Genomic DNA, 25,210 nt, shown 5'->3' on the forward strand with positions numbered 1-25,210 from the left:
TATATCAAATATTATAGTTTATTTTGCAATCAAATTCACTCAACAACAATAAAATAGATACGAAATGAACCAACTATCAGACCGTTTGAACAGCTTGTCGCCTTCGGCGACTCTTGCTATGTCGCAAAAAAGCGCTGAGCTGAAAGCTCAGGGTGTTGATGTAATTAACCTCAGTGTGGGAGAACCCGATTTCAATACTCCCGATCACATCAAAGAAGCTGCCAAGAAAGCGGTAGATGACAACTTCTCTCGTTACTCTCCGGTTCCGGGCTACCCGGCTTTGCGCAATGCAATCGTAGAGAAACTGAAGAAAGAAAACGGTCTGGAATATACAGCCGCTCAGATTTCTTGTGCAAATGGTGCAAAACAATCTGTATGTAACACCATTATGGTGTTGGTAAATCCGGGTGATGAGGTGATTGTGCCTGCTCCTTACTGGGTAAGCTATCCGGAAATGGTGAAACTGGCCGAAGGTACTCCGGTGATTGTTACTGCCGGTATCGAACAGGATTTCAAAATCACTCCTGCCCAACTGGAAGCTGCCATCACTCCGAAGACCAAAGCTTTGATTCTCTGCTCACCGTCTAATCCGACCGGTTCTGTCTACAGCAAAGAAGAGTTGGCCGGTCTGGCAGCCGTATTGGCTAAGTATCCGCAGGTTATCGTCATTGCCGACGAGATTTATGAGCACATCAATTATATCGGAAAACACCAGAGTATCGCTCAGTTCCCCGAGATGAAAGAACGTACGGTGATTGTAAACGGTGTGTCAAAAGCATATGCGATGACCGGATGGAGAATTGGTTTCATTGCCGGTCCGGAATGGATTGTGAAAGCCTGCAATAAACTTCAGGGACAGTATACTTCGGGTCCTTGCTCAGTTTCTCAGAAGGCTGCTGAGGCTGCTTATACAGGTTCTCAGGCTCCGGTGGAAGAGATGCGTAAGGCTTTCGAACGTCGTCGTAACCTGATTGTGAAGTTGGCGAAAGAAGTTCCGGGATTTGAGGTGAATGTGCCGGAAGGCGCTTTCTACCTGTTCCCTAAATGCAGTTCTTTCTTTGGCAAATCCGTTGGGGATCGTAAGATTGAGAATTCGGATGATCTGGCGATGTATCTGCTTGAGGATGCCCATGTAGCGTGTGTAGGCGGTACTTCGTTCGGTGCTCCCGAATGCATCCGTATGAGCTATGCCACCAGCGATGAAAATATAGTTGAAGCGATCCGTCGTATCAAAGAAGCATTGGCTAAACTGAAATAAGCCTCTGCCAATCAGATAGAGAAGAAGGGTGTCATCAGTGAAAAGATGCATCCTTCTTTATTTTTAAGAGTATCCGGTTTCAATACCTGGGTAGGGGTAAAAATCAATAAAGGCCGCTTTTCCATCAGGAAAGCAGCCTTTATCTTGTTTTGGGGGATTGTATTATTCAGCTGGGTGAATTGCTTCAGAAGGACATACATCTGCACAAGTACCACAGTCTGTACACTGTTCAGGATCAATTGAATAAATATCACCTTCAGAGATAGCGCCAACCGGACACTCGTCAATACAAGTTCCGCAAGCAATACAATCATCACTAATTACGTAAGCCATTTTGTTTGATATTTTAATTATTAGTACTAATTTGTAGGTACAAAAATAGAGTTTTTAATCATTAGTTGGTATCGATTTTGATTAAAATGTTTTAATTTGTATATCTTCTAAATAAGGAAAACACTATTTTTGCATTGATTATTAAATACGTATGCAATTATGCCTTTAAATTTACCCGATAAGCTTCCTGCGATAGAACTATTGAAAGAGGAGAATATCTTTGTGATAGATAACTCCCGCGCAACACAACAGGACATCCGCCCGCTACGCATTGTCATCCTCAACCTGATGCCGTTGAAGATTACGACAGAAACAGACTTGGTGCGTTTGCTCTCGAACACTCCGCTTCAGGTGGAGATATCTTTTATGAAGATAAAGAGCCACACTTCGAAGAACACGCCGATAGAACACATGAAGACATTTTATACTGACTTCGACAAGATGAGGGACGATAAGTACGATGGTATGATCATTACCGGTGCGCCGGTAGAGCAGATGGATTTCGAGGAGGTGAATTATTGGAACGAAATAACGGAGATATTTGACTGGGCACGTACCCATGTCACCTCTACGCTCTATATATGCTGGGCCGCACAGGCCGGTCTGTACCATCATTACGGTGTGCCCAAGTATGCACTGGATAAGAAGATGTTCGGCATTTTCAAACATCGCACGTTGCTTCCGTTGCATCCCATCTTCCGCGGGTTCGATGATGAATTTTATGTTCCCCATAGCCGGCATACGGAAGTGCGGAAAGAAGATATACTAAAGGTGCCTGAACTGACATTGCTTTCGGAGTCGGACGACTCGGGAGTGTATATGGTGGTGGCTCGCGGTGGGCGTGAGTTCTTTGTTACGGGGCACTCGGAATATTCACCGTTGACACTGGATACGGAATACCGCCGGGATGTGTCGAAAGGTTTGCCTATCGAGGTTCCTCGCAATTATTATGTAGATGATGATCCGGACAAGGGGCCGCTGGTGCGTTGGCGCGGACATGCCAACCTGTTGTTCTCCAACTGGCTGAACTATTTCGTCTATCAGGAGACTCCTTATAATATTGAAGATATCAGATGATAAAACAACGTAAGATAGAATTGCTGGTTCCGGCCAAAAACCTGGAATGCGGCATGGCTGCCATCGATCATGGGGCGGATGCCGTATATATCGGTGCGCCGAAGTTCGGTGCCCGTGCCGCAGCGGTCAATTCATTGGAAGATATAGCCGCTTTGGTGGAGTATGCCCATTTGTATAACGTGCGGATTTATGTCACAGTCAATACGATCCTGAAAGATGAAGAACTGAAGGAGACCGAGGAGATGATCTGGACCCTGTATCGTGTCGGTGTAGATGCGTTGATCGTGCAGGATATGGGAATCACTGGTCTGAAGTTGCCACCCATTCCGTTGCACGCCAGCACGCAGATGGATAACCGTACGGTAGAGAAAGTGAGATTTCTGGCCGATGCCGGCTTCCGGCAAGTGGTGTTGGCGCGTGAACTTTCGTTACGGGAGATCGGCAAAATACATGAAGCCTGCCCCGACGTGCCTCTGGAAATCTTTGTGCACGGAGCGCTCTGTGTAAGTTATAGCGGGCAGTGCTACGTCAGCCAGGCTTGTTTCGGGCGTAGTGCCAACCGGGGTGAGTGTGCCCAGTTCTGTCGTTTACCGTTCAGCCTGGTTGATTCGAATGATCGGGTGATCGTGAAGGACAAGCATCTTCTTTCACTCAAGGATCTCAACCAAAGTGAGGAATTGGAGGCGCTGCTCGATGCCGGTGCCTCTTCTTTCAAGATAGAAGGCCGGTTGAAGGACGTTTCGTATGTAAAGAACGTGACGGCCGCCTACCGCCAGAAGCTGGATGCCATCCTTGCCTGCCGCAAGGAGTATGTGCGTGCTTCTTCCGGCAGCTGCCGTTATGCTTTCAAGCCTCAGTTGGACAAGAGTTTCAGCCGTGGTTTTACGCATTATTTCCTGCACGGGCGTACCAGGGATGCTTTTTCGTTCGACACCCCCAAGTCGTTAGGAGAGGAGATGGGGACGATGAAAGAGGCCAGGGGGAATTATCTGACCGTGGCGGGATTGAAGTCGTTCAATAACGGTGACGGTGTTTGCTACATTGACGAGCAAGGCAAACTGCAAGGTTTCCGCATCAACCGGGTGGAGGGCAATAAGCTCTATCCGCAGGAGATGCCCCGAATCAAGCCCCGAACGGTGTTGTACCGTAACTTCGACCAGGAGTTTGAGAAGACGCTCGCCCGCCGGTCGTCCGAGCGTAAGATTGGTGTGTCTGTCCGGCTGGCGGACACTGCCTTCGGATTCGCCCTGACGCTGACGGATGAGGATGATAACAGTGTAACTTTGTCTCTGGCACGTGAGAAAGAGCCGGCACGTACACCACAGGAAGAGAACCTGAAAACACAGCTGGCGAAGTTTGGCAACACTCCTTTTGAAGCGCTACGCGTCGACATCGACTTCACGGAGAACTGGTTTCTGCCTGCTTCGGTATTGGCCGATTTCCGCCGGCAGGCTGTTGAGAAACTGATTTCCGCCCGCCGTATCAACTACCGGAGAGAGCTGTTTGTGCTGAAACCTACCGCTCATGCCTTCCCGCAAAGCACGTTGACCTATCTGGGAAATGTGATGAACGCGCGGGCTGCCTCTTTTTATGCCGGGCATGGCGTGGCAAGCATTGCTCCCGCTTTTGAGCGGACGCCTGTGGAGAAGGCGGTGCTGATGTTCTGCAAACATTGCCTGCGCTACAGCATGGGCTGGTGTCCGGTTCATCAACGGGAACGCTCTCCGTATCGTGAACCCTATTATCTGGTATCGACGGACGGCAAACGCTTCCGCCTGGAATTTGACTGCCGGAACTGCCAGATGAAAGTGAGTGCCTTATGAGAGAGAAGGTCCGGTTCTGCGTAGTTTTGTGTTGTTCGGTGGTTATGGTTCTGCTGGCTTCCTGCCGTTATTCCCTGCCTGATCTTCCGGTGGAGGGAGTAAGCCGGAAGACCAAAGACTCTCTGACTTACCTTTCCAAGTATCATTATACGTGGAACACGAACCTGGAGGTACTGGACGATTCGGTCCGGTTGGAATATCTTCCGTTGAAGGATGCTTATGTCAATCTGTACAAGGGTGACCGTGTGGTCGTAGCGGAGTTTTCTGTCCATCCTCAGGACAGTATAGACAGTATCTGGGTAAAAGTGGCCCGTTCTCAGGAAGTGCAGGGATGGGTACGTAATAAAGAGTTGGTGCGCTCGTTCGTGCCGACTGACAGTATTTCACAGTTCATCCATCTGTTCAGTGATACCCACGCTTCATATTTTGTTTTTATATTCGCCTTGTTTGTCGGGGTCTGGCTGCTCCGTGCTTTTATGAAAAAGCGGTTGCAGATGGTCTACTTCAATGATATCGACAGCGTCTATCCTCTTTTCCTCTGTCTGCTGATGGCGTTCAGCGCTACCGTCTACGAGACGATGCAAGTGTTTGTACCCGATACTTGGGAGCATTTTTACTTCAATCCCACCTTGTCGCCATTCAAGGTGCCTTTCATTCTTTCGGTATTCCTGACCGGCATTTGGCTGTTTATCATTGTCACCTTGGCCGTGCTCGACGATCTGTTCCGCCAGCTTACTCCGGCGGCCGCCGTCTTCTACTTGCTGGGGCTGATGTCTTGCTGCATTTTCTGTTATTTCTTCTTCATCCTGACCACTCACATTTATATCGGCTATCTCTTCCTGGCCGGTTTTATTTGGCTTTTTGTAAAGAAAGTGCGTAGGAACTCCGGCTATAAATACTGTTGCGGGAACTGCGGGCAGAAACTCCGAAGGAAGGGGCAATGTCCTCATTGCGGGGCTATTAACGAATAAACCGAGAATGCGGTATAGATGTTGAGAGGATACTCTTCGTTGGTTTAAAACCAAAAGGCGGTTGGTGTAAAAGGTAAGGGGCGTTGGTTTTAAACTAACGCCCCTTACTTTTTAAACTAAAAATTAGTCGATCTTATGTCTGGTTTTATTGTTTCAGAATCGGCATCTTATGTCTACTCCGAAGTGCACTGGACGACCTTTCTGCATGAATCCGTTGCCCATTGATTCGAAATAGAACGCGGCATACTTCTTATCCAGCGCATTGCGAACCCAGAAGTCGATTTGTCCGTTCCCCTTTGCCAGGCTGACACGCCCGTTCAGAGTTCCGTAGAACGACTGGCTGACGTTATTCTGCTCCGTCCAGTAGATCCGTCCGGCACCGTTGTAGTTCAAGTTCACCTGTACCCGGTCCAGCCAGTGGCGGGGAGCGATGCGGAAGATGTATTGCGCGCCCACGTTGAGCGTGTGTTTGGGGACGAAAGGCACGTAGTTGCCGTTATAGTTCTCTTTTTCTTGCAGGCTGCCGTCCTCCGTTTTCTGGCGGACGACGTAATCGGTGAACGTGGCATACGTATATCCGTAGTTAGCGTTCAGGCTGAGCGCGTCTGTCAGGCTGCTGCGCAGGGCGACTTCGGCGCCATAACTTCGGCTCTTGCCGGCATTGATGGTGATGCGTCCCAGTCCGCTTTCGGCAAACTGCGCTATCTGCTGGTCGCGCGTATCCATATAATAGGCGGCGAGGTCGGCCCAGAGACGGCCTTCCCACAGGGTGAGGTGCGCGCCCGCTTCGTAGTTCCACGAGTATTCGGGCTTATACGTGGTCGATGCCTTCACGTCGATCTTCTCTTCCGGCATCATCTGGCCGATCATCCCGGCGTATTTCTTGAACACGTCGCTTTCCATCATGGCGGTTTTCATCGAGTTCTTCAGTTCGCTCTGCACCAGGTCGGAGAACATCTGCACGTTGTATCCTCCCGAACGATAGCCGCGTGAAACCGTGGCATAGACGCTGTTCCCTTTTTGCCATTCATATTGCAGGGCGAATTTGGGGAGCAATTGCAGGTAATCGTTCTTCAGCTTGCCTTTGAAGGATGCCGGAGCCTTCATGTGCTGGTCCTTCAGGTTCAGCATGGGCGGCATGCTGATGCTGAAATCAAAGTCCATCGGGTCGCTGACGGAGTTGTACGTCATCGATATCTTTTCATAGTCCAGGCGCAGGCCGGCGGTAAAGGAGAGCCCTTCGGTGAAGAGGTTGTTGAATGTAGACTGGTGGTAGATCGCTCCGCTCAGTATCGGAGTGTCAAAGTTGCCGCTGACGCGGAGTGTCGGGTTGTTCACCGTCAGCGCCATCCGGGGGGCTTTGGGGCCTAAGTTGGCGAAGGCCTTGTTGGCGTTGCCCTCTATCACCTCTTTTACCCCGTCTTCTTTAAATATCACCGGTCCGTCCGTGTTCAGCCACTGATAGAAACCGAAGGCGCCCGTAGTCCATTGCCAGTTGCTTCCCGGTTTCGATTTCAGCATCACTTCCTCCGAGAGGGTGTTCAACTTCTGTTTCTGAATCAGGTTGAACAGGTTCTTCTCCGTGAAGTCCTGGTCGAGAAACATGCGGTCGTTCAGGTTCTGGAATCCGGTTACGGCGCTCAGGATGAACTTCTGCGCCTGGTACTCTATGTTGACTCCCGCATTCAGCAGCCCGCGGCGGTAGGTGCTCTCGTCGTTGTACGAGATCTTGCCGATTCGTTCTTTTCGCGGATCGTCCTCTCTTTCCGCCGGGTCCACTCTTCCTGTGTAGAAGTACGGATATCCCCCTTCGTGGCTGTACTCGTAGCTGATGTTCAGGTCCAGCTTCAGGTTCTCGCCGGGCAGGTAAATGCCGCGGAACCGTCCGCCTGCTGCCTGACTCTTGTCTATTCTTTTGTTAAGGTAGGTATTCTTGAAAAATCCGCCGCCGTATTCGTAGAATCCGCCCGTTGAAAAAGCGAATTGATCCGATACACGATGGTAGTGGGTCACCGAAGCGTTGTAATTGTTGTAACTTCCGGCACCCAGACGGAGGTCGGTGCCCTGATAGCTGAAAGGCGATTTGGTGTGCACCTTGATCAGTCCGCCCATGGTGTTGCGTCCGTAGAGGGTCCCCTGAGGGCCGCGCAGCACGTCGATGCGTTCGATGTCGGCGTAGTTGAAGTCGAACGCCGATTTGTCGATATAAGGTACGTTGTCCACATACAACCCCACGGAAGGCGTGTTGATGCGTGAGCCGATTCCGCGGATATAGATGGCGGAAGTCAGCCTGGAACCATAGTCCGGTATGAAGATATTCGGCACAAGGGCAGTCAGGCTTTTGATGGAATTTACCTGGTTGGCCTGCATATCCTGCTGCGAGAGCATGGTGACCGCGGTCGGCAGCTCCCGTAGTTTGCGGTTTTCTTTCGGAGCGGCGATGACTACGATTTCTTCTACGTCTATCACCTTCAGTGTGTCCTTCGGCAGCTCCCCGGCCCATGTTCTGCTGGCCGAAAAGAGGGCAAGAGCAATAAGAATGCTGTTTTTCTTCATTTACTGTATCTTTTCATTGATTCGTTTGCAAAGATGCAGCAAAAAATGTTAAACGGCAATCCTCATTTATTAGGATATATCGGATTCACCACAGAGGACACAGAGGGCACAGAGTAAGGTATATAGTGAATATAGGGTAGTGTATATAGGGTACACAGAGCGGACAGCGCCCACAGCGCAATCGATAACTCAAAATATCCTCTGTGCCCTCTGTGTCCTCTGTGGTGAAAAGCAGGCTTATATCCTGTCCGCCTCCACGTATCCGTTCATCACCGCGTAGATGGTCAGTCCGGAGACCGACTTGATGCCTAACTTCTCGGTGATGTTCTTCCGGTGTGTGATCACCGTAGTCAGGCTGATATTCAGCTTGTCGGCGATTTCTTTGTTGATCAGCCCTTTGGTGATCAGCACCAGCACCTCGATCTCGCGTGCCGAGAGCTCGTGTCCGGTGGCGGCAGGCGAGGCAGGAGGCATGTCTTTCACCGGATAACCGTCGTGGTGCGCGTGCTGGTGGAGTTTCAGGATATCCTTCACCAACCCCTCTTCCGTCTGGTAGATGTTGAGTATCGGGACGCCCGAAAGCTGGAATTGGTGACTGTCTCCCGCCAGTACGATGGTTTTCCGTTTCCGGGGGAGGAAGAAAGCATTATGCTCCACATAGATCTGTGCGGAGATGAAGTAATGAGCGTACATGTCCGGTGTGTCGTCCATCAGTTCGCCGAAACCGGGAAACGTGCGGATGACTGCCATGGGGATCATCCTCTCCAGGATTGTTTTCAGTCCCAGGCTGGTGAGGGTGTTCGCCTCTACGATGGCTATTTCGGGTTGGTGATTCATCATAAGTCCTATTGATTCATAAATTGTGCTACTGCTTCTGCGCATCGTTCTCCATCGATTCCTGCCGAGACGATGCCCCCCGCATAACCGGCCCCCTCACCGCACGGGAAGAGTCCGCGCAGGGTGATGTGTTGCAATGTATCCTTGTCCCGCACGATGCGTACCGGCGATGAAGTCCGTGTCTCTACGCCTATCATTACCGCCTCGTTGGTGAGGAATCCGTGGCTGCTGCGTCCGAACTGCTGGAAGCCCTGTGACAGCCGGCCGGTGATGAACTCCGGCATCCAGAAATGCAGCGGAGAAGAGATAAGCCCCGGGCTGTACGACGATTCCGGCAAGTCGTAACTCAGCTTCCTGCGTGTGAAGTCTGCCATGCGCTGGGCGGGAGCCGTCTGTCGTCTGCCTCCTTGCAGCCAGCACTGGCGCTCCAGCTCTTCCTGAAAGCGCAGCACCGCCAGCTCGGGATGGCTCCCTTCTGCTTCATCGTTCATCGTTAACCGTTCGTCGTTCATGATGTCTTCCGGCTGTATCTCCACCACCATGCCCGAGTTGCTCCACCGGGAGCCACGGTTGGAGGGCGACATTCCATTGACCACCACCTGCTCCGGCCCGCTGGCGGCAGGTACGATAAATCCTCCCGGACACATGCAGAAGCTGTATACCCCCCGGCCTTCCACCTGTGTGACGAAACTGTATTCGGCTGCCGGCAGGTATTTCCCTCTTCCGTTCCGGTTGTGGTATTGGATCTGGTCTATCAGTCCTGCCGGATGTTCCAGGCGTACCCCGACGGCAATGCCTTTCGCCTCGATGGGCACCTTGTTGGCCGCCAGCCATCGGTATACATCCCGTGCCGAGTGCCCTGTCGCCAGAATGACAGGTCCGAGGAATGTCTTGCCCGTCTGGGTTTCAATGCCTTTCACCTTCCCCTTCTCAATGATCAGTGCGTCCATCCGGGTTTCGAAGTGCACCTCACCGCCACATTCGATAATCGTATGACGCATATTCTCTATCACCCGTGGCAGTTTATCCGTACCGATGTGCGGATGGGCGTCCACCAGGATGGCGGTGGAAGCCCCATGCTGGCAAAATACGTTCAGTATCTTGTCCACGTTTCCCCGCTTTTTGCTCCGGGTATATAGTTTCCCGTCCGAGTAAGCGCCTGCTCCCCCTTCACCGAAACTATAGTTCGACTCCGGATCTACCCGGTGCTCCCGGCTGATTTGTGCCAGGTCCTTCTTGCGTTCGCGTACATCTTTGCCACGCTCTACAACGACGGGACGCAGCCCCAGTTCTATCAGTCGTAGTGCGGCAAACAATCCGCCGGGTCCGGCGCCCACAACAATTACCTGTGGCTTGTCTTCCACCTTATTATATATAGTACGTTCGTATTCATCATCCGTCGGCATTTCATTGAGGTATACCCGCACTTTCAGGTTGACGAAGATGGTGCGTTGCCGGGCGTCTATGCTCCGTTTCAGTATGCGGAGAGAGGTTACATCACGCAGGTTCAGCCCTTTCTCCTGAGAAAGGTATGTCTTGAGTTGCTGCTCGTTGGCGGCAATTTCAGGGAGGATTCGTAGTTGGTATTCTTGTATCATAGGTTCACCACAGAGGACGCAGAGGTCGCAGAGTTTAATTAGTTTATAATATGAAACGTTTGATGCCGTATTTGAGGCTTGCAACGTTGAAGTTTAATAATAGTCCGTACTTAATATTACTCAATTTCATATAAGTCAGGATTTGGGCAGAATGTACCGGAAGTAGCGCTTCCACGCTTTTTAGCTCTATAATAAGCCGGTCGTCAATTAGTAAGTCCAACCGATAGTCGGTATCCAGTTTACTACCTTTATATATGATAGGCAATTTTTTTTGTCTTTCCACTTTTATGCCAGCTTCGATAATTTCGTGGAATAAGCATGTCTCATAAGTACTTTCTAATAATCCCGCTCCCAGTTGCGTATGTACTTCGAAAGCTAATCCCAGAACCTTGCCGGTAAGTATATTAATCTCTTCCATTCCTATGTCTTTCTATTTTTTAACTCCGTGTCCTCTGTGTCCTCTGTGGTGAACTCATCCGAAGAGTCCCCGGAACGCCTCTTCCACCTTTCTCACCGGCACCAGTTCTATCTTCAGCTTCTTCATGTCGATTCCCTGCATATTATACTTAGGCAGGATAAACCGTTTGAATCCAAGCTTCTCGGCTTCACCGATACGTTGTTCGATCCGGTTCACCGGACGGATTTCACCGGACAACCCGATTTCACCTGCCATACAGACTTCCGGTTCGATGGCGGCATCCATATTGGATGAAAGGATGGCACTGATAACAGCCAGGTCGATGGCAGGGTCGTTCACCTTCAGCCCCCCGGCAATATTTAGAAAGACATCTTTCTGTGCTAACTTGAAGCCGACACGTTTCTCAAGCACAGCCAGCAGCATGTTCATGCGGCGGATATCGAATCCGGTTGCCGAACGTTGCGGATTGCCGTAAACGGCAGAACTGACAAGTGCCTGTGTTTCTATCAGGAACGGCCTGACTCCTTCGATGGCAGATGCGATGGCTACCCCGCTCATGCCTTCGTGGTCTTGCGACAGCAACAGCTCCGATGGGTTGCTGACTTGGCGAAGACCGTCTTGCCGCATCTCGTAAATACCCAGTTCGGCCGTACTGCCAAAGCGGTTCTTGATGCTGCGCAGGATACGGTACATATAATGCTGGTCCCCCTCGAACTGGAGCACGGTGTCTACGATGTGTTCCAGTACCTTCGGACCGGCAATGCTGCCTTCTTTGTTGATATGCCCGATCAGTAATACCGGAGTATGCGTCTCTTTGGCAAACCGGAGAATGGAGGCCGAGCACTCCCGCACTTGCGCGATACTTCCCGGCGAAGACTCGATGCTTTCGGTGGATATGGTCTGTATGGAGTCGATGATTACCAGGTCCGGACGTGTATTCTTAATGTGTACATAGATCTGCTCCAACGACGTTTCGCACACAATCAGGCAGTCGCTCGACGTTTGTGTCAGTCGGTCTGCGCGGAGCTTCAGTTGCCTTGCACTCTCTTCTCCGGAGATGTAGAGTATCCTGCGTTCGGGCATGTGGAGCACGGTTTGAAGTACCAGAGTCGATTTTCCGATACCCGGTTCGCCACCGATCAGCACCAGTGATCCCGGCACCAGTCCGCCGCCCAGTACCCGGTTCAACTCCTCGTCGTGCATGTCGATGCGGGGTTCCTCGTCCGCTTCGATCTCGTTCAGGGTGACAGGTTTGGCTTTAGGCGATTCGATGCCCGATACCGGACGTTTATTCGGAACCTCCTTGCGTACGATTTCTTCTACATAAGTATTCCACTCGCCACACGAAGGACACTTGCCCACCCATTTGGGTGATTCCTGTCCGCAGTTACTGCATACATAAACGGTTTTCTCTTTTGCCATTGATCTCTTGATAAATAGGTCTCAAAGTTACGCATTTCGTCTTTTTCTGCCAAACAGAATATAGCTTTTGACTTTTGGATGCCGGGAAGCCGTTATTCTTTTGGATAAAGCATCTGGCCGATTGTCAGCGAAATGAACGGATTGCTGACTCAATGTCGCCTATTGGCCGGCTTCGCTGACAAGCTTTGTGCGATAAGATTGCATTCCGGAAATGGAACTTGAATAAATATTCCCAAATAACTGCATATTCCGCATTTCCGTCGTTAGTTTATTCGGTTTTAGGGCTTCAGGTTATTAACTTCGTTGCGGTAAGATGCTAATTTCATAGCGGCAGGATGTTAACTTCATGACGGCACAATGTTAACTTCGTGCAAGTAGAGTGTCAACTTCCTGCCGGCAGAGGCTTCGTTTCCTGAAAAGAGAGCCTCTGCCGGGGAGAGATTGTACTTCTTGTAGCGCTGGTTGGTTATGGATCTTGATCGGGCTGAAGCTGTTGAAAAGATGGTATTTGGTAACTATATCCGTCTGAATCGGGCAGAAAAGGTTTCTTTACTTTCTTCTTGTTTGAGAAAAACGTGTTTCAGTATCAATCTGATTGTGTCTTAAACGAAATGACGGCGTTTTTTGAACCATTCTTTATCCTGTGCCCGGAATAATGGATTCTGAGCTCTTAGGAATATCGTTTTGACAAAAAGATAATTGCTTCTTTTATTGCCGGCGGATCTGTTTGGATACTGTGTGCTGTTATTTTATTCTGTAGGTTTTGAGTAAATTCGATTGGTAAGCATTATCTTTGTTTGGATAATTATAAAAGCATGACACTATGACGATTGCAGTTGATTTTGACGGAACGATAGTGACGGACCGCTATCCCGGCATTGGTAATGAGATTCCTTTTGCGGTGGAAACCTTGAAGCTGTTGCAACAAGAGCACCACAGACTTATTTTATGGAGTGTGCGCGAAGGCAAACTATTGGACGAGGCCGTGGCATGGTGCAAAGAAAGAGGGGTGGAGTTTTATGCCGTTAACAAGGAGTACCCCGAACAAAAACTTCAGGATGACGGATTCTCCAGGAAACTGAAAGCCGATCTCTTTATTGACGACCGTAATGTGGGAGGACTGCTCGATTGGGGTATTGTATACCGGATGATAAAAGAACACAAAACGTACCGGGATATTTATGCTTCAGGAGATGATGTCCTGAAAAAGAAAAAGAGAGGGTGGTTTTAAGAGAATGCCGTTTGTGCAGAGTTTACGTCTGCCGTCGTAACAGCATTCTCTTTTGAAAAGATGAAATGAAAAGTTGGTATTATTGATGATACGTTTAATGGGTATGTCCATATCCGTAACCGTATCCGTATTTCTTCTCTGACAGATTACCACCGTTTACAATCAGTGAAATGTGGTTTAACCGTCCTGTACGTTCCGTATTCACAATCTCAGGCAATACATTCTTGTAGGTATAATTTATGCGACAAACGTATAGTGTGAAATCCGTCACTTTGCTTAAGCTCAGCGTATCACTGGCTAAGCCGGTAGGTGCTGAGTCGACAATGATATAGTCGAAGTGCTTCCGGAAGTAAGTAAAGGCATCTTTCAGTCTTTCCCTTTCCAACAGTTCTGCCGGATTAGGAGGGACAGGACCCGATGGAACCACGAATAACAGTTCGTGCACCCCCGATGGATAAATGATACTTTCCGGTTTTACCTCGTTTCCGGCAAGGAAATTCGTTATTCCTTGCTGGTTCTGAATATGAAAATGCTCTGCTAACCGGGGGCGTCTGATGTCTAAACCGACAATGAGTACCCGGCATCCGAGAAAAGCAAAGGAAAGGGCTAAGTTGATACTGATGAAGCTCTTGCCCTCTCCGCTGGTGGTCGAGGTAATGAGTATGCACTTCTCGTCTCCTTTTTCCGTCAAGAAACGCAGGTTGCTTCGCAGTCGGCGGAAAGACTCTTCCATAAGCCCGTTCTTGCCTTCGGTCACACCGATTTGTTCTTTATCGAGGGGAATCGTCCCTACTATGGGAAGTTGTATGGTTTCTACCTCGGATATTGATGAAATCTTGGTACGGAACATGTCTTTGAACAGAATCAGTCCTATGGTCATGATGCAAGCTATAAACAAACTTCCTGCATAAACCATCGGACTCTTGGGGGCAATAGGAGCATCGGCGGTTAACGGTGCGTCGATCACCCTTGCTTTATTTATGGTTGCCGCCAAAGAGATGGTGGCTTGTTCGCGCCGTTCCAATAGCATCAGATACAGGTTAGCCTTGATCTGCTGTTGGCGGTCTATGTTATTGAACTCTCTCTCCTGTTTGGGCATGTTGCCAATACGTGAATTGAAATAGTTCGTCTTGCGTATGATATCTTTGCGGGCAATCTCGAGTCCCTCTTTGACTCCTGTGACAGATGACAAGATGTTTTTTCGCAAAGCTGTGATGTTTATATTTTGGTTTACGATGGTAGGATTGTCCGGCTTCATGGTATTCAACAGGCGTTCACGTTCCAGTAGTTCCTTATTGTATTCGTTAATCAGACGCATCAGTTCCATGTCCGAAATCCCGGTATTTACCGGCAATAGGGAGAAGTGATACTGTTCATCTTTCAGATAATCGTAGATGTAGGTGGTCATGTTCAATTGGGTTTCCACTTCCAGCAGCTTCTTTTCGTATTCGTTGTTGGTGTTCAAGTCGAGATCCATGTTCGTTTTAAGATCGATCAGTCTTTCCTTTTCTTTATACTGTTCCAGATGTTTTTCTACAAATCCCAATTCACGGCTGATGCTGTCCAGCCTTTCCTCCAGAAAGATCAATGTATTTCCTGTTACCTTATTTTTGTCGTTCATGGCATCGCGGTTGTAGACTTCTATCAGTTTGATAAGAAATGCTTCTGCCCGCTTCTTATCTGTATCTTTGAAAGTGAGGCTGATGATGGATGTCTTTTTCGAGGTTGTGGCAACGGTCAGCTTTTGCAAGTAATGGTTTACTGCGTCTGTCGGCCGGCAGATATTTACCTTGACGGTCCGGTCGAAAGTTCTATTGGGAAGTAACTCCAAGGTACATAATCCTGCCAGAGTCTTTATGGTTGCGGGAAAGGTGGTGAAAGATTCTGTCAGGCAAATGTCATGCAGGGCACTCCGCGCTTCATAATGATCGCCCATTTTCTCTATTTGTATCAGCAGTGCCTCCTGTAAAGTATCCATTGCGGCTTTCTCCAACGTCACGCTGATGGGAGGGGTGGTGGTCTCCGTATATCCGAGTCCTTCCTTTATTCTATAGGTCGTGTGCATATTCAGTTCGTTGATGACTTGCAATAATATGGATCTTGAACGCAATATTTCCAGCTCGTCTTCTATCTGAGTATTTGTTGCCGCCATATTGGACGGAGATACTTGATTAAACAGATCGTTGATTGCTTTATCGCTTCCTTCAGAATCTTTGATCACTACCGAGGCTGAAGCCTGGTATACCGGTGTGGTGATGTGTACATAGATATATGCGCCTGTCAGTGCGACAGCGATTGCTATCAGGAACCACCTCCAGTGTACTATGACTTTATAGAATAGTTCGATTAAGTCTATTTCCTGTTCTTGTTGTTTCTGTTCGTTTTCCATGGGGCGTAATTTGTTTTGTTATCTTAATATGGTCACAATCAGTCCGGCCATTGATATTAATATAGATGTGATAGAAATCAGCAGATTGGTGGAAGAACCGATATTGGCTCCCTGTGTTTTGGCTTTATTGGGTTCCACATATACAATGTCGTTCTGGTGCAGATAAAAATCGGAAGAGTGGATGACGTTTACATCATTGAGGTTGACGGTGATTAATCGTTGCCGGTTGTTTTCTTTGCGGATGATGCGTACGTTGTTCCGTTTGCCATAGATGGTAAGGTCACCTGCCATTGCTATTGCTTCAAGAAGATTCACTTGTTCATTGTTTACCGTATATATGCCGGGATGGTTTACTTCTCCGATTACGGAGATTTTATAATTCACCAGGCGCACCGTAACAATGGGCTGTTCTTTCAGATAGCGTTTCAGCTTCTCGGCGATCATATCCGAAATCTCCTGGGTTGTCATTCTCTCTACCTTTAACTCTCCAAGTACGGGTAAGGTAATCCTTCCCTCACTGTTCACCAGATAGTTTTGCAGGATCGGTTGGCTCGTCGAGTTGGTGGTATTAAGCTCGTTTTGTGATGTGGGTACTATTAAATTGAAAGGGAGGGCCGCTTCCGGTTCGGAGCAGCTAATGGAAATCGTAAGCAAATCTTTCGGCATGATACGGGCATTGAACTCTACAAGAGCATTGTTCTGCTCCGTACCTAACTGCTGTAAATAAGCTACTCGTTTGCTTGAGGAACATGATGTGCAGAGAATGCACCAAAATAACGCTGTCCATACGGTTTCTTTCATCATTGTATATCGCTGCCCGTCATTCCCCGAACCGGCGTTTGAGTAAATAAAAAAAGCGTGGGAACTGTTGCTGTTATCTGTCAAAGAGGCATCGCCAAACGCCTGAGTATAGATAATAAAGACAACAGCCCACGCCCAACTATATACTATTGAAGGATATACATTGAGCATGAGCGTTTTGTTGCCTATTATTCTTATACTCCTCTGAAATTGGCGATTTCCTTTGACAAGAATAATATGGTAAACGCTTCTAACTACTTAAATATGTTTAGTTTAAAAGATACATCAACGCTCTTTAAACTGAGTGCAAAAATAATCAATAATTTATAAAAGGCAATAATATTGATTCTTTATTTCATCATAAGTCCGGTTTAACTTTTTTCTTTTATGGAATTTGCCATAAACAGGAGGCGATAGAAAGAAGGAAGCGGTTCCCGGTAAGATGGAAAGAGGACGGCATGGAGCTTGCTATTCTACATTTTTTATCCTCTTTCGGAGCTTATCTGTATTTTTATCGCAAAATAATCGCAAAAAGTGATAGATTGAATGAAATTATTCTTATTTTTGCAACATCTTATCAAAATCAAAAGTAGAAACAGAGACAATGATGCATTACTATCCACATACAGTCACATCGATGTGTATCCTGATGATCGGGACACAGGGGACAATGGGGATGACCCTTAGGGGTTAATATATAGTATGATGTGTATCTACGTGATTCACGCTTACAGGAAGTAAGCAAAACTCAATTTTATATTTTATTATTTGTATCAACAAAAGTGGTTTTGTATGCCTTAAGGAGCGTACAAAGCATTCCATTAAATAAGTATCTGCATGAAAGTAATGAAATTCGGCGGAACGTCCGTAGGTTCCGTGAACAGCATTTTAAGCGTAAAGAAAATCGTAGAGTCTGCCGGTGAGCCGGTAATCGTTGTAGTGTCCGCATTGGGCGGGATCACTGACCAGTTGATTAGTACTTCCCGAATGGCCGCCACGGGCGATGCAGCTTACGAAGGGGCATACCGGGAAATAGTACGCCGTCACGAAGAAATGGTAAAGGGAGTGATTCCTGCCGGAGAAACTCAAACTTTGTTGCACTATCAGGTGAATGAATTGCTTGATGAACTGAAAGATATTTTTCAGGGCATTTATCTGATTAAAGACCTTTCCCCGAAAACATCCGATACCATTGTCAGCTATGGTGAACGCCTGTCTTCACTGATTGCGTCGCGGCTGATTCAGGGGGCTGTGTGGTTCGATTCACGCACTTTTATCAAGACAGAAAAGAAACACAATAAGCATACACTGGATACGGAACTGACCAATCGACTGGTGCGGGAGGCTTTCAAAGAGATTCCACAGGTATCACTCGTACCGGGATTTATTTCTTCTGATAAGGTTTCGGGAGACGTGACCAATCTGGGACGCGGTGGCTCCGACTATACTGCCGCCGTTATTGCCGCAGCCCTCGGTGCCGATAGCCTGGAGATATGGACAGATGTGGATGGCTTTATGACTGCCGATCCGCGGGTGATCAGTACGGCCTACACCATCAGTGAGCTGACCTATGTTGAAGCGACGGAGCTCTGTAACTTCGGTGCAAAAGTGGTTTATCCGCCTACCATCTATCCGGTGTGTCACAAGAATATACCGATTCTGATTAAAAACACATTCAATCCGGATGGGCAGGGAACGGTGATCAAGCAGAATGTAGACCATACGAAGAGCAAGGCCATCAAAGGTATTTCGTCTATCAACGACACGAGCCTGATTACGGTGCAAGGTTTAGGTATGGTGGGGGTGATCGGTGTAAACTACCGCATCTTTAAGGCGTTGGCAAAGAACGGCATCAGTGTGTTCCTCGTTTCGCAGGCTTCCTCAGAGAACAGTACCTCTATCGGGGTGCGTAATGCCGATGCCGATCTGGCTTGTGAGGTGCTGAACGAAGAGTTTGCCAAAGAGATCGAGATGGGTGAGATCTCGCCTATCCAGGCAGAAAAGAACCTGGCTACCGTGGCTATCGTAGGTGAGAATATGAAACATACACCGGGTATTGCCGGAAAGCTGTTCGGCACGCTGGGACGGAATGGCATCAATGTGATTGCCTGTGCGCAGGGAGCGTCCGAAACCAATATATCGTTTGTGGTCGATTCAAAATCACTGCGTAAATCGCTGAACGTGATCCACGACTCTTTCTTCCTCTCGGAATACCAGGTGCTCAACCTCTTTATCTGCGGTGTGGGTACGGTGGGTGGAAGCCTTGTCGAACAGATACGCCAGCAACAGAAGAAACTGATGATGGAGAATGGGCTGAAACTGCATGTGGTGGGTATCATCGATGCGACGAAAGCGATGTTCAGCCGTGCCGGATTCGACTTGGGCAACTATCGTGAGGAGTTGAAAGAGAAAGGAACCGACAGTTCGCTGGACACTATCCGCGAAGAGATTATCGGCATGAACATATTCAACTCGGTATTTGTGGATTGTACGGCCAGTCCGGACATCGCCTCTTTGTATAAGGACTTCCTGCAACACAACATCTCTGTGGTGGCGGCCAATAAGATCGCTGCTTCGTCGGCTTACGAGAACTACCGCGAACTGAAGCTGATAGCCCGTCAGCGTGGTGTGAAATATCTGTTTGAAACCAACGTGGGTGCCGGACTTCCGATTATTAATACCATCAATGACCTGATACATAGCGGTGACAAGATCCTGAAAATCGAAGCCGTCCTTTCGGGCACACTGAACTATATCTTCAATAAGATCAGTGCCGATGTGCCTTTCAGCCGTACCATCAAGATGGCGCAGGAAGAACGCTACTCCGAACCTGATCCGCGTATCGACCTTAGTGGCAAGGATGTGATCCGTAAGCTGGTGATCCTGGCCCGCGAAGCCGGATATAAGCTGGAGCAGGAAGAGGTTGAAAAGAACCTGTTTGTGCCGAACGACTTTTTCGAAGGTTCGCTGGAAGACTTCTGGAAGAAGGTACCCAGTCTGGATGCTGACTTCGAAGCCCGCCGCAAGGTGCTCGAAAGCGAGAATAAACATTGGCGTTTCGTTGCCAAGCTGGAAAACGGTAAGGCATCCGTAGGCTTGCAGGAAGTGGACCGCAACCATCCTTTCTACGGACTGGAGGGCAGCAACAACATCATCCTGCTGACTACCGAGCGCTATAAGGAGTACCCGATGATGATTCAGGGATACGGTGCGGGTGCCGGAGTGACAGCCGCCGGTGTGTTTGCCGACATCATGAGTATTGCAAACGTATAAAAAGAAGCTTATGAAACACATCATCATACTGGGCGATGGAATGGCCGACTGGTCTGTGAAATCGTTGGGAGGCAAGACGCTCCTGCAATATGCAAAAACGCCTTATATGGATAAACTGGCCCGCATGGGACGGGTCGGACGGTTGGTGACCGTAGCCGACGGGTTTCATCCGGGAAGTGAAGTAGCCAACATGTCGGTTTTGGGATACAATCTTCCGCAGGTATACGAGGGGCGCGGGCCGCTCGAGGCCGCCAGTATCGGTGTAGATCTGCAGCCGGGCGAGATGGCGATGCGTTGCAACCTGATTTGTACAGAAGGGGATATCCTGAAGAACCATTCGGCCGGGCATATCACCACGGAAGAGGCGGATGTGTTGATTCAATATCTTCAGGAGAAGTTAGGTGACGACCGGGTACGGTTTCATACCGGTGTGCAATACCGCCATTTGCTGGTGGTGAAAGGGGGGAACAAGCAGCTGGACTGCACTCCGCCGCACGATGTGCCTTTAAAGCCTTTCCGTCCGCTGATGGTGAAACCGCTGGTGCCGGAGGCCGAAGAGACAGCCGGCTTGCTCAACGAACTGATCCTGAAGTCGCAGGAACTGCTGAAGGATCATCCGCTGAACCTGAAGCGGATGGCCGAAGGCAAGGACCCTGCCAACAGTATCTGGCCGTGGAGTCCGGGTTATCGTCCGCAGATGGAACGTCTGTCCGATACATTTCCGCAAGTGAAGAGGGGAGCCGTAATCTCGGCTGTCGATCTGATCAACGGTATCGGATATTATGCCGGACTGCGCCGCATCGCGGTGGAAGGGGCGACGGGACTGTACGACACCAACTATGAGAATAAGGTGGTCGCCGCATTGGAAGCCTTGAGGACGGATGACTTTGTCTATCTGCACATCGAAGCCAGTGACGAAGCCGGGCACGAAGGTGACGTGGCACTGAAGTTGCGGACCATCGAGAACCTGGACAGCCGTGCCGTAGGCCCTGTCTACGAGGCGGTGAAGGATTGGGACGAACCGGTGGCCATCGCCGTATTGCCCGACCATCCCACTCCTTGCGAGCTGCGCACGCATACCAATGAACCGGTACCGTTCTTCATCTGGTATCCGGGCATCGAACCGGACAGCGTACAGACCTTCGACGAGATAGCAGCCGTGGAGGGCAGCTACGGACTGATGAAGGAGGATGAGTTTATTAAAGAGTTTATGAATCATTAGCGAATACGGTTCACCACAGATTACACGGATTAACACAGAACTTTTAATCTTAAATATCAACGATCTATATTATTAATCTGCGAAAATCTGTGTAATCTGTGGTGAAACGGAAATGAAACATTTAGCGCATAATCATTATAAAAGTATCTATGAAATATTATAGCACAAACAAGCAGGCACCGCTTGCTTCACTTGAAGAAGCAGTGGTAAAAGGGCTTGCTTCCGATAAGGGCTTATTTATGCCCATGACCATCCGGCGTTTGCCGCAGGAGTTTTACGACGAGATAGACAGCCTTTCTTTTCAGGAGATCGCATATCGGGTGGCGGATGCCTTTTTTGGCGAAGATGTCCCGGCGGAAATATTGAAAGAGATCGTTTATGACACATTGAATTTTGATGTTCCGCTGGTACAGGTTAAGGACAACATCTACTCACTGGAGCTTTTCCACGGTCCCACGCTTGCCTTTAAGGATGTGGGCGGACGGTTTATGGCCCGTTTGCTGAGCTACTTTATCCGTAAGGAAGGCCGGAAGCAGGTGAATGTGCTGGTGGCTACCTCCGGAGATACGGGCAGTGCCGTGGCCAATGGCTTTCTGGGAGTGGAAGGCATCCATGTGTATGTGCTCTATCCGAAGGGAAAGGTGAGCGAGATACAAGAAAAACAGTTCACTACGCTGGGGCAGAACATCACGGCACTCGAAGTGGACGGCACTTTCGACGACTGTCAGGCGCTGGTGAAAGCGGCCTTTATGGATAGTGAACTGAACGGGCGGTTGTTGCTGACTTCGGCCAACTCCATCAATGTGGCCCGTTTTCTGCCGCAGGCTTTCTATTACTTCTACGCTTACGCACAGCTGAAACGGGCGGGGCGGGCAGCGAATGCCGTCATCTGCGTGCCGAGCGGAAACTTCGGAAACATTACGGCAGGCTTGTTCGGCAAGAAGATGGGGTTGCCCATCCGGCGTTTTATCGCTGCCAATAACAGGAATGACATTTTCTATCAATACTTGCAGACGGGGCAGTACAATCCTCGTCCATCGGTTGCTACCATTGCCAATGCGATGGATGTGGGCGACCCGAGTAACTTTGCCCGTGTACTCGATCTGTATGGTGACTCGCATGCGGCTGTCGCAGCCGAGATTTCCGGTGCGACGTATACCGACGGGCAGATCCGTGAGACTGTGAAAACCGTATGGCAGGAGACCGGCTATCTGCTCGATCCCCACGGTGCATGCGGCTTCCGTGCCTTGGAAGAGGGCTTGCAGCCGGGTGAGACAGGTGTCTTCCTGGAGACGGCCCATCCGGCAAAATTCTTGCAGACGGTTGAGGCCATCATCGGTACTGAGGTCGAGATACCTGCCAAGCTCCGGGCATTTATGAAAGGTGAGAAGCAAAGCTTGCCGATGACGAAGGAGTTTGTCGATTTCAAGAGCTACCTGCTGGGCAGGTAGAAACCCACCCCTGAGGGCACAGAGTGACACAGGCGATTTATGTCATGGATTATTGACGTACATGCTCTGTGCCTCCGGTGGTGAGAAGGGCTTTTCCCACAGCCGCCGGCCTTTTCCCCGGATGGAGATGCCGGTGGGAAATCGTCTGTGAAAACGGCCTCAGGAGTACTTCTGGAGGGGGCGAAAAAAGTCCCGGGACTTTTCGAAAAAACTCTTAGGACTTTTTGGAAAAAGTGACGGGACTTTTGGATGAAAGTCCCGCCTCTGGTTTTGCCTGCGGGTGTCTCCGGATCCGCTTCCGTGCGCCTGCGGGTTTTCTTCGTCCCGCACGTGAGTGAAAGCCGGTTCTTGTGTAAAACTAAATAACTGGAATCCGCTTCCCGCTCCGGGCTTTATCGCCCTCCTTTTCCCGAACTTTCCGCCGCCTCTTTTGTTGTACCCCAATAAAACCAACCCCTCGTGTATGATGAAGAATAAAAAAGTGGAGGCCAATCTGAGCATGGTGGTGTCCAAAACCTTTAGCGGATTGAATATGAATGCGTTGAAATACCTGCTTCCCGTGTGGGTCAGCCCTCTTTCGGGAGTGACCCTCCGGTGCGTGTTTGCCGCCGTTGCTTTTTGGATCATCGGAATGTTTGTCAAGCCCGAGACTTCTACCCGCAAAGAAAAGATCTACCTTTTCCTCCTTGGTGCGTTGGGCATTTACGGTTTTATGTTTCTCTATCTGGTGGGGCTGAGTAAGACGACCCCCGTCTCCAGTTCCATTTTCACCAGTCTCCAGCCCATTTGGGTGTTTGTCATCGCCGTCGTCTTCTTCAAAGAGAAAATCAGCGTCCTGAAGGTTGCCGGCATCTCCCTCGGACTCGGCGGGGCCATCCTCTGTATCCTGGCACAAAAGAGTGACGACTTGGCTTCGGATGCCCTGACGGGGAACGTGCTGTGCCTGTTGAGTTCGATTGCCTATGCCATCTATCTGGTGGCGAGCAACCGTATCCTGAAATCGGTCGGGATGTTTACGGTGCTGAAATATACCTTTGCCGGAGCGGCCTTTTCGAGCATTCTGGTCTCTGCCATCACCGGTTTTCACGCACCGGTATTTTCCGGACCGGTGCATTGGTTTCCGCTGTCCGTTCTCCTGTTCGTCCTGATTTTCCCTACGGTCGTCAGTTATCTGCTGGTGCCCATAGGACTGAAATATCTGAAGACTACCGTAGTCGCCATTTATGGTTATCTGATTCTGATGGTGGCTACCATCGTTTCCCTGTTGGTCGGGCAGGACCGCTTCAGCTGGGCGCAGACCATTGCCATCGGCATGATATGCATCAGTGTCTATCTGGTCGAGGTGGCCGAAACGAAGGAGAAACCTCTCAGTAATTCAGATAAACCAGGTAGTCTCCCTCCGCATGGATCGTGAATTCGTCACCTGTCGCCTCGTTCAGTGTCCCTTGCCACCAGTTGTCGAAGTCGCTGAGCGGGTATACCAATCCCTCTCCTCTGAGTCCGGTGGCACCGAAGTTAAAGACAGAAACCTGTTGTCCGGGGCGTGATTTGAAAGTGTTCCGTCCCGATGCGGGGACAAACATGCCATGATTGGTCAGCATCGTCACCTGTGCTCCCACCTTCATATAATCCACCAGCAGGCTGATGTTTCCCAATGTATGGTCTTCCCGTTTGCCGGTTGCGCCTACAAGGATGATCACCTTCTTGCCTTGGTCCAGCAGGAAATGGACCGCTTTGGTCTGATCGTTCGTCTCCTGGTCGTCTATTTGATGGAATATTTCCCTGAAACGGTCTTTATTCTCCGCCGAGAGGGAGTCCCCGTCACCGATGATGGCATTCGGGATGAATCCCCGGCGGATGTGTTCATCGGCCGATCCGTCACAGCATACCACATAGGGAGCCATGATCAGCATGGTTTCAGGCATGGAGTGGGTTGGATATTCGCCGTTGCCCAGTATCACGGCATCCATATCGATATCATTTACTTTCATAGTGCATCATTTGTTTCCATTTAAAGTAGCCAAAGATAGCAATTATTGAGTAAAGTCCGTAAAGGGCGGATGTGAAATAAAGCTCTTTGTAAATGTAGAGTCCGCAGCATACCACGTCGACCAGTATCCATGCCCACCATTGTTCTACGTATTTGCGCGCCAGCATCCACATGCCGATGATGCTCAGTGCCGTGGTAAACGAATCGAGCCAGGGTACGTTGCTGTCCGTGAACCGGATCAGTATCCAGGCAATGCCGAGGAAGGCTGCTAAAAATACCGCGGTCAGCGGAAGATACCTTTTCAGCGGAGTATGTGTGATGGGGAGTTCGGCTTTCGACTCCCGGCCGGCACCCCGCATCCAGACAATCCATCCGTAAACGGCCGCCAGCAGATAGTAGATGTTGATTCCGAAGTCGGCATACAGTCCCGCCCGGTAGTAGACGAAGATGTAGATGGCAGGCATGATGATGCCCGCTATCCAGAGGTAAATGCTGGCACGGTATTCCAGCCAGAGATAAATCAGCCCGATCAGGGTACCTGTGATTTCGAGGTAGTTCAT

Annotated in this window: 19 protein-coding genes; 9 read left to right on the plus strand and 10 right to left on the minus strand. The window is 49.5% G+C overall.

Annotated elements, in window-relative coordinates:
• Positions 1-64: 64 nt before the first annotated feature.
• Positions 65-1,258, plus strand: a complete 1,194-nt coding sequence (locus tag KO473_RS16240; protein WP_005823072.1) for a pyridoxal phosphate-dependent aminotransferase — start codon at positions 65-67, stop codon at positions 1,256-1,258.
• A 162-nt stretch (positions 1,259-1,420) separates the two neighbouring features.
• On the opposite strand, the gene KO473_RS16245 is transcribed toward KO473_RS16240, so the two are convergent.
• On the minus strand, positions 1,421-1,591 hold the full coding sequence (locus KO473_RS16245; RefSeq protein WP_005810660.1) for a DUF362 domain-containing protein: 171 nt from the start codon (positions 1,589-1,591) through the stop codon (positions 1,421-1,423).
• Between the two features lie 159 nt (positions 1,592-1,750).
• On the opposite strand from KO473_RS16245, the gene metA reads away from it, so the two are divergent.
• The 3 genes from metA to KO473_RS16260 are packed head-to-tail and all read left to right on the plus strand — an operon-like array spanning position 1,751 to position 5,462.
• Positions 1,751-2,668: a homoserine O-succinyltransferase gene (gene metA / locus KO473_RS16250; protein ID WP_005810659.1), complete on the plus strand. Its 918-nt coding sequence runs from the start codon at positions 1,751-1,753 to the stop codon at positions 2,666-2,668.
• Positions 2,665-4,491: a U32 family peptidase gene (locus KO473_RS16255; protein ID WP_005823076.1), complete on the plus strand. Its 1,827-nt coding sequence runs from the start codon at positions 2,665-2,667 to the stop codon at positions 4,489-4,491. Before metA ends, KO473_RS16255 begins: the two co-directional genes overlap by 4 nt.
• On the plus strand, positions 4,488-5,462 hold the full coding sequence (locus KO473_RS16260) for a hypothetical protein (RefSeq protein WP_005823078.1): 975 nt from the start codon (positions 4,488-4,490) through the stop codon (positions 5,460-5,462). Before KO473_RS16255 ends, KO473_RS16260 begins: the two co-directional genes overlap by 4 nt.
• 153 nt (positions 5,463-5,615) lie before the next feature.
• Here the strand turns inward: KO473_RS16260 and KO473_RS16265 are convergent, their stop codons facing one another.
• The 5 genes from KO473_RS16265 to radA all read right to left on the minus strand — a co-directional run bounded on the left by KO473_RS16265 (position 5,616) and on the right by radA (position 12,293).
• A complete protein-coding gene (locus KO473_RS16265) occupies positions 5,616-8,018 on the minus strand; it encodes a TonB-dependent receptor (protein ID WP_005823080.1) in 2,403 nt (800 codons plus the stop codon).
• A gap of 237 nt (positions 8,019-8,255) precedes the next feature.
• Positions 8,256-8,855: a response regulator transcription factor gene (locus tag KO473_RS16270; RefSeq protein WP_032537738.1), complete on the minus strand. Its 600-nt coding sequence runs from the start codon at positions 8,853-8,855 to the stop codon at positions 8,256-8,258.
• An 8-nt stretch (positions 8,856-8,863) separates the two neighbouring features.
• The gene (locus KO473_RS16275; RefSeq protein WP_032537645.1) at positions 8,864-10,453 is read right to left on the minus strand and encodes an NAD(P)/FAD-dependent oxidoreductase; all 1,590 of its coding nucleotides are present in this window, start codon (positions 10,451-10,453) and stop codon (positions 8,864-8,866) included.
• Between the two features lie 43 nt (positions 10,454-10,496).
• Entirely contained in the window at positions 10,497-10,871 is a 375-nt protein-coding gene (locus tag KO473_RS16280; RefSeq protein WP_005823085.1) for a GxxExxY protein, read from the minus strand.
• A gap of 54 nt (positions 10,872-10,925) precedes the next feature.
• Positions 10,926-12,293 (minus strand): DNA repair protein RadA, encoded by a 1,368-nt coding sequence (gene radA, locus KO473_RS16285; protein WP_005810649.1) that lies wholly within the window; start codon positions 12,291-12,293, stop codon positions 10,926-10,928.
• A gap of 823 nt (positions 12,294-13,116) precedes the next feature.
• Between radA and KO473_RS16290 the strand changes: the two genes are divergently transcribed.
• A complete protein-coding gene (locus KO473_RS16290) occupies positions 13,117-13,524 on the plus strand; it encodes a BT0820 family HAD-type phosphatase (protein ID WP_005778632.1) in 408 nt (135 codons plus the stop codon).
• Positions 13,525-13,618: 94 nt separating this feature from the next.
• Here the strand turns inward: KO473_RS16290 and KO473_RS16295 are convergent, their stop codons facing one another.
• Entirely contained in the window at positions 13,619-15,913 is a 2,295-nt protein-coding gene (locus KO473_RS16295) for a tyrosine-protein kinase (RefSeq protein WP_005823087.1), read from the minus strand.
• A gap of 18 nt (positions 15,914-15,931) precedes the next feature.
• Positions 15,932-16,885: a polysaccharide biosynthesis/export family protein gene (locus KO473_RS16300; RefSeq protein WP_005823092.1), complete on the minus strand. Its 954-nt coding sequence runs from the start codon at positions 16,883-16,885 to the stop codon at positions 15,932-15,934.
• A gap of 666 nt (positions 16,886-17,551) precedes the next feature.
• Here KO473_RS16300 and thrA point away from each other — a divergent pair.
• The 4 genes from thrA to KO473_RS16320 all read left to right on the plus strand — a co-directional run bounded on the left by thrA (position 17,552) and on the right by KO473_RS16320 (position 24,074).
• Positions 17,552-19,987 carry a bifunctional aspartate kinase/homoserine dehydrogenase I gene (gene thrA, locus KO473_RS16305; RefSeq protein WP_005823094.1) on the plus strand — a complete coding sequence of 812 codons (2,436 nt, stop codon included), beginning with the start codon at positions 17,552-17,554 and terminating at the stop codon, positions 19,985-19,987.
• Between the two features lie 10 nt (positions 19,988-19,997).
• Entirely contained in the window at positions 19,998-21,209 is a 1,212-nt protein-coding gene (locus tag KO473_RS16310) for a cofactor-independent phosphoglycerate mutase (RefSeq protein ID WP_005823096.1), read from the plus strand.
• A 149-nt stretch (positions 21,210-21,358) separates the two neighbouring features.
• Positions 21,359-22,660: a threonine synthase gene (gene thrC, locus KO473_RS16315; RefSeq protein WP_005823098.1), complete on the plus strand. Its 1,302-nt coding sequence runs from the start codon at positions 21,359-21,361 to the stop codon at positions 22,658-22,660.
• A 466-nt stretch (positions 22,661-23,126) separates the two neighbouring features.
• Complete coding sequence (locus tag KO473_RS16320; RefSeq protein ID WP_005778619.1) at positions 23,127-24,074, plus strand: DMT family transporter; 948 nt, start codon at positions 23,127-23,129, stop codon at positions 24,072-24,074.
• Here KO473_RS16320 and KO473_RS16325 read toward each other — a convergent pair.
• Both KO473_RS16325 and pnuC read right to left on the minus strand, forming a co-directional pair.
• Positions 24,028-24,651 carry a thiamine diphosphokinase gene (locus KO473_RS16325; RefSeq protein ID WP_032537646.1) on the minus strand — a complete coding sequence of 208 codons (624 nt, stop codon included), beginning with the start codon at positions 24,649-24,651 and terminating at the stop codon, positions 24,028-24,030. The genes KO473_RS16320 and KO473_RS16325 overlap by 47 nt on opposite strands.
• Positions 24,638-25,210, minus strand: a complete 573-nt coding sequence (gene pnuC, locus KO473_RS16330) for a nicotinamide riboside transporter PnuC (protein ID WP_005823108.1) — start codon at positions 25,208-25,210, stop codon at positions 24,638-24,640. The genes KO473_RS16325 and pnuC overlap by 14 nt, the downstream gene beginning before the upstream one ends.

The organism is Bacteroides sp. HF-4919 (assembly GCF_018860125.1).